Raw genomic sequence first — 5487 nt, forward strand, 5'->3', positions numbered from 1 at the left:
ATAAATCCTCTCAAATGACTTCGACATCACCGCACGCCGCACTTCGGCGGCAAAGCCCCCTTTACCATTACGGACGGACGGCTCCAGGACGACCACACAGCAGGCCAACGGATTGGTGATCACGTAACGCCGGAATGCCGCGTAGTTCGAAGCGCCAAACTTTCTCGCGAGCCTCATTGGGACCTTGATGTTGAAACGCTGTCCGTGGGCCTCGTTCGAGAACACGTCACCCTGGAACAATACCTCGGAGGAGAATACGTTAGCCTCTCGTTCGAAAAGATCACCGATCTCGGCATCCAGGGTCTTTTCGCAGTCTTGTACCAGACGATAGGCATTGCGTTGATGTGGGAGCGTGCCGTGCCCAGCCTCATGCAGCTTGATGAATGGCAGCCTGGGCTTCGGCACATCCCGGTCAAGGAGAACGAGCCCTTCATAACATTCGAACAGACCCAGCACTTTGCTGAGCGCGGATTTAATGGTCGTGATCCCCGCCTTTGCTTTTCTGACAAGCTGGCGCAGCACACTCTCGTTCAGCACCTCGTCATCCACGACAGTCAGCTTCGCCGCTGCAAGAAGGTCGTCGACCGGCGTTGGGAACCGACCAAGCGCGGACCCCTCCCGCAAAAGCCGGTCAGCATACTTCTGAACCGTTGCGAGCTGGTGCGCATCGAGGAGTGAGTCATCTGGCCTTGTCACTTGCGTTTCTGTTTCCTTATCATGGCCAGGTAATCGAGGAGACTTCTTTCCTCTTCTGGGGTGAGATCCTGCACAGCGAACGCTGCCACTTTGGTCTGTTTTCGCCCTCTTCCATCCTGGTCCGACGTGATGTAACCGGCGCGCTTCATCAGGTCCTCATAGGACGTTTTCAGGACAGGTGCTAGAGCATACAGGATATGCGGAGACGGTTTCGTTATCTTGCTTTTCTCGAGCTGGCTCAAATAGGCATTTGAAACCTCGTGGTCAGTTGCTTCCTCAACGTCGCGCAGCGACAAGCCAGCAGCGATACGCAGACGCGCGAGGTGTGCGCCGAAAGAATCTTCAGGCGGCCGTTGGTCGCCAGGTTTTGCCATTTGCTTTCCTCCGTAATGTGAGCCTCTTTCCAAGACGGCTCCATTCTGGACCAATCTGCCGCATTCGTCAAGCACTGCTAAATATGCGCTTGACATACTTAGCGCTGCGCGTGATAATATGCAGTCATGGGCCGAATGTACTGCCCGAATTTGCGCACAAGGAGAATTGACAATGGAACACGCAACTCAAGTAAAGCTGAGCAAGGCCGAAGATCATTGTCCCCCGATCCACATTTTTGTGGACGGGGAAGACTTTACGACCGACGAACGCCAACTGACCGCAAACCAAATCATCACCGAGTACGGGAAGAAGGACCCGGCCACTAACTACCTCGTGGAGATCCAGGGGAACCACAAGGTCAGCTTTCAGGGCAAGGGGGATGAGTTGATCAAACTCCACAACAACGAAAGTTTTCAGATTGTCTCAACGGGACCGACGCCGGTCTCCTTCAACAATGGTCCAATGGCATTTGCCGAAGGGCTTCGCACGCTTGGCTATGATCCGCAAGTGTTGATGAGCATGCCCGACCATCTCATTTTCGATTATCCTGTTGAGGTCGGGCGCTGCGCCGGCAAAATGGTCCGTTTGGGCTTCATTGTCCCACCGGATTTCCCGAATATTACTCCCAGCGGGCCACATGTCTCACCGCCTATTCAGGCGATCCACCCGAGCAATGATTTGCCTCATCCGCAGGGTGGCGTCCATGCGTCGCCCGACTTCAACAAGAACGCTGGGGGCGACTGGCAATATTGGTCGCGTCCCTGCAAGGACTGGGGGCAAAGAAAGCGCACAGTCGCGGCTTACATGGCGCACATCTGGCGTCTTTGGGAGACCCAATGAGCCGGGCCGCTTACAGCATAGCAATGCCGGGCAATATCACCGACGATGCTCGCGCACATCTGCTTCGGCCGGATGGCCAGGAGGATATATGTTTCGCCCTCTGGCATCCGAGCCGGGGCCGTTCCAGGACAACTGCGGTGATCCACCGGCTGGTCCTTCCCCGCCAAGGTGACCGGAATGTGCATGGCAATGCAAGTTTCGAGCCGCCATTTTTCGAGCGTGCACTTTCGGAGGCGGCTGAGGCGGGCGTGGGCCTCGCCCTTATGCACAGCCACCCGCTCGGGACCGGATGGCAGGGCATGAGCCGTGATGATGTCAGAGCGGAGCAGGGCAACGCCGGTGCGGTCTTAGGCGCTACCCGTCAGCCGTTTCTCGGCCTCACACTAGCGGGTGATGGAGCCTGGAGCGGCCGGTTCTGGATGCGAACGGCCCCACGGAGCTATGCCCGACAGAACTGCGCAACAGTGCGCACCGTGGGGGAACGTCTTCGCGTCACATACATGGACGAGCTCGCGCCGCCCCCGCTTGCGAATGGAGAGCAGATTCGTACCGTTTCAGCATGGGGAGAAGAAGCGCAGCGCGATCTCGTCCGTCTGCGGATCGGAGTGATCGGCGCGGGCAGCGTCGGCGGATTAATAGCGGACACCCTGGTCCGGACGGGCTTTGAAGATATAATGTTGATCGATTTTGACAGGATCGAAAAGCATAATCTGGACCGGCTCTCCTACGCGACAAGGTCCGATATCGGCAAACTGAAAGTCAAGGTACAAGCCAGACATCTTGCCAAGCGGGCAACGGCCGATAGTTTCAGGGTCGAACCCGTCGTCGCTGCTGCTTATGAAGATAAAGGGTTCCGTGCGGCTCTTGATTGCGATGTCATTTTCGCCTGCGTTGACCGACCCTGGGGCCGCTATATCCTGAACTTGATTGCCTACGCGCATCTGGTTCCCGTAATCGATGGTGGTATAGCCGCCCGGTGCAATCGGCTCGGGAAGCTCGCGGCGGCCGATTGGAAGGCGCATACCGCAACGGTTGGTCGTCCGTGCTTGCAATGCCTTGGCCAATACGATCCTGGCTTCGTTCAGACCGAGCGCGATGGCTATCTTGACGATCCGAGCTATATTGCTGGTTTGCCGAAGGACCATCCCCTGAAAGCCCGCGAAAACGTGTTCGCTTTCTCAATGGCGTGCGCCAGTATGCAGATGCTCCAGATGCTTGCCCTGACGCTCGCACCGCTTGGCCAATCTAATCCGGGAGCGCAGCTCTACCATTTCGTCGGCAACATCACTGAGCCGTCCACCTATACTAGCTGCCATCCCGAATGCCAGTTCCCTGGTCTCGCAGCTTTGGGTGACAACTGCGGGATTACCGCGACCGGTATTCGAACCAAAGGGTCAAATACCCACATGTTCCAAAAATCAATACCAAGGTATAGAAGGGCAGCCAAAGGGGCGCTGCGTTTGGTCAATCGACTTGTATAGAACGACTGCCAGCCTCCCGAGTTCCATCCGCGCTCCGAAAGCAGCGTCCCCAAGACGTGCCCACCTCAAGTAATCCACCGAGCACAATCACGTGTTTGGAGAAAAGCGAGAACCTCGAAACCGCATAGAGCCTCGTGCGACCAATATGGCCTTACATCACTCCGAGAATCCAGCCTTCGATGTGAGCCACCTCACGCTCGGCTGGAGTTAAGCCAGGGCGGAAAAAGATTGCTAAGTTGCCATCGAGATCACAGCGCCGCATCCATTCCGCAACTGAATATGCGTCATGTTGGTGGTCGTTCCGTTCTTCCTGCCCGAAGCTCCGCCTCCACACTGATGGATAGACCTCCACGACCACTGACTTGCCGGCTGGAAATCCCCACCCATCGAACGGCCAGAAATGAACGCGCCCACCCACACTCCGACGGAGATAACGCAACCAGGGCAAACCAGCGTGGGTGGACTTCGCTACCGCACCTTGCACGTCGAACTGAAACACCGATTTGGCCGCGCCAGCGCGAATCTCGGTCAGCCGCCGCCAAAGAGAGTTGCCGCCGCGCGCCTTTCCGTTTCCTGCGATCCCGTCGCGCACAAAATCGACGCATGTCAAGTCATCGTCAGTTGGCCAATGGTTTTGGAAGTCGTCAAGGAATGCCGGCCAATCATGAGGCAGGCGGTGCTGCTCAAAATACTGCATTGGGAATGAGAAACCATGATCAGTTCCGACGAGCGTCGGCGGCTCTTCGGAAAGCCGCTCGACAAGCATTCGGCCATACCGCGCCGCGTCCAATACTTGCGCGGGCTCAGCGGCGGCAGCACCTCAGTCGGCATGGACTTCATGTCGGCCATGTAAATGCGTAGCCCGCTCAAACTCGATGTGGGCGTTTTCGCGCCTGAATAATCAATGCCGATGTAGCGGTCGAACACTGGAGCACATTTGCTCATTTGAGATCAAGTTTCTTGACCCACTCCGGCAGTTTCTTCATAATTTCGAAAGGTGGCGTCCAAAGCCCGAGGCTCCCTTTGCATTGGACTGGCTTAATAGGTCGCGGATCCTCAATCAGCCAGTGCCAAGCGGCCTTCTGTGCCCACCGGCTCTTTGAATTCTTCACGCAGCCGACAACTTGGGCGATTCCCACAATGGAGCCTTCGGGGAGATTGGCAAGCCTTTCAGCAGACGGCGGCCTGCATATGTTCTCCGCGAGCTTCTCACGGGGTTGGCGCTCATGGTAATTCGCCGCATGGATCAGCAGAGGGCCGCGATAATGCGTTCGCCATGACCGATTCTCCACGTCTTTACCCAGGTGCAGAATCGCATATGCCCAAGGTTGCCTTATCGTGAGAGCTTTCATGGAATCTTTTCGGGCGTCCGCACGCGACGGGGATCCTACCGCAAGCCCTCTCGACCGGCGCTCCGCGCCAAATTCGACGATATGGCGCGCACAATTGCGTAGTTGTATACTTTCTCTCGGCTGCCGACCCTGTCGCGGGCTTCCAGCCAACTGTATCATTTCGCGCTACAAAAAGTTAACCAGGTGAGTTACTTCGTCAAATCGGCAACCAGGGGAATTCTCACGCGCCGTTTTAGCGATGAACAATACCAGCTCCACGGCTTCTTGGCGTAATAGAACGAAAGCTGTTACAGCCCGACTTTATATATGTTTTGAACCATGAATCTTACAGACTACCACGCCAAATATTTTGCTCATGAGCTAACCAAGCGCTGCTCATCAGACAACATCGAGAAACTCGCCGCAGCCGTTGCGAGCGCGCAGGTGGATTTAAATCCCCATCAGGTTGACGCTGCCTTATTTGCCTTCAACTCTCCTCTGTCCAAAGGTGCTCTGTTGGCGGATGAAGTCGGCCTCGGCAAGACGATCGAAGCTGGCTTGGTCCTTTCACAAAAGTGGGCGGAGCGGAAGCGGCGCGTGCTCGTAATTACCCCTGCAAACCTCCGAAAGCAGTGGCATCAAGAGTTGACCGAGAAGTTCTTCCTGCCGTGCCGGATTCTTGAGAGCAGGTCGTACAACGAGGCAGTGAAGGCTGGCAACTTGCGGCCTTTGGAACCCCAGAATGCAATCGTTATTTGCTCCTT

Annotated in this window: 8 protein-coding genes; 3 read left to right on the top strand and 5 right to left on the bottom strand. The window is 56.3% G+C overall.

The features are described 5' to 3' along the window. On the bottom strand, nt 1-696 hold a 696-nt coding region (locus VMU57_RS16255), incomplete at its 3' end, for an ImmA/IrrE family metallo-endopeptidase (protein WP_325385288.1). Further along, complete coding sequence (locus VMU57_RS16260; protein ID WP_325385290.1) at nt 693-1070, bottom strand: helix-turn-helix transcriptional regulator; 378 nt, start codon at nt 1068-1070, stop codon at nt 693-695. The genes VMU57_RS16255 and VMU57_RS16260, both read right to left, overlap by 4 nt. Nucleotides 1071-1242: 172 nt before the next feature. Between VMU57_RS16260 and VMU57_RS16265 the strand changes: the two genes are divergently transcribed. Together VMU57_RS16265 and VMU57_RS16270 are read left to right on the top strand one after the other, a co-directional pair. Further along, nucleotides 1243-1911 (top strand): hypothetical protein, encoded by a 669-nt coding sequence (locus tag VMU57_RS16265; protein WP_325385292.1) that lies wholly within the window; start codon nt 1243-1245, stop codon nt 1909-1911. Beyond that, the gene (locus tag VMU57_RS16270; protein WP_325385294.1) at nt 1908-3392 is read left to right on the top strand and encodes a ThiF family adenylyltransferase; all 1485 of its coding nucleotides are present in this window, start codon (nt 1908-1910) and stop codon (nt 3390-3392) included. Before VMU57_RS16265 ends, VMU57_RS16270 begins: the two co-directional genes overlap by 4 nt. A gap of 151 nt (nt 3393-3543) precedes the next feature. On the opposite strand, the gene VMU57_RS16275 is transcribed toward VMU57_RS16270, so the two are convergent. Genes VMU57_RS16275 through VMU57_RS16285 form a run of 3 tightly spaced genes read right to left on the bottom strand, consistent with a single transcriptional unit; the run spans nt 3544 to nt 4744 of the window. Then, complete coding sequence (locus VMU57_RS16275; RefSeq protein ID WP_325385296.1) at nt 3544-4002, bottom strand: hypothetical protein; 459 nt, start codon at nt 4000-4002, stop codon at nt 3544-3546. Next, nucleotides 3999-4319: a hypothetical protein gene (locus tag VMU57_RS16280; protein WP_325385297.1), complete on the bottom strand. Its 321-nt coding sequence runs from the start codon at nt 4317-4319 to the stop codon at nt 3999-4001. The genes VMU57_RS16275 and VMU57_RS16280 overlap by 4 nt, the downstream gene beginning before the upstream one ends. A gap of 14 nt (nt 4320-4333) precedes the next feature. Continuing rightward, nucleotides 4334-4744, bottom strand: coding sequence for an ASCH domain-containing protein (locus VMU57_RS16285; RefSeq protein ID WP_325385299.1), 411 nt, complete (start codon nt 4742-4744; stop codon nt 4334-4336). 318 nt (nt 4745-5062) lie between these two features. On the opposite strand from VMU57_RS16285, the gene VMU57_RS16290 reads away from it, so the two are divergent. Then, nucleotides 5063-5487, top strand: a 425-nt coding sequence (locus VMU57_RS16290) for an SNF2-related protein (RefSeq protein WP_325385301.1), incomplete at its 3' end; no start/stop codon positions are given.

The sequence above is a fragment of the Edaphobacter sp. genome (assembly GCF_035532915.1).
Lineage (GTDB): Bacteria > Acidobacteriota > Terriglobia > Terriglobales > Acidobacteriaceae > Edaphobacter.

Excerpts from the sequence above, each read along its gene's own strand:
- VMU57_RS16260 (WP_325385290.1), bottom strand. The coding sequence starts at position 1,070 with ATGGCAAAACCTGGCGACCAACGGCCGCCTGAAGATTCTTTCGGCGCA.
- VMU57_RS16265 (WP_325385292.1), top strand. The coding sequence starts at position 1,243 with ATGGAACACGCAACTCAAGTAAAGCTGAGCAAGGCCGAAGATCATTGT.
- VMU57_RS16270 (WP_325385294.1), top strand. The coding sequence starts at position 1,908 with ATGAGCCGGGCCGCTTACAGCATAGCAATGCCGGGCAATATCACCGAC.
- VMU57_RS16285 (WP_325385299.1), bottom strand. The coding sequence starts at position 4,744 with ATGAAAGCTCTCACGATAAGGCAACCTTGGGCATATGCGATTCTGCAC.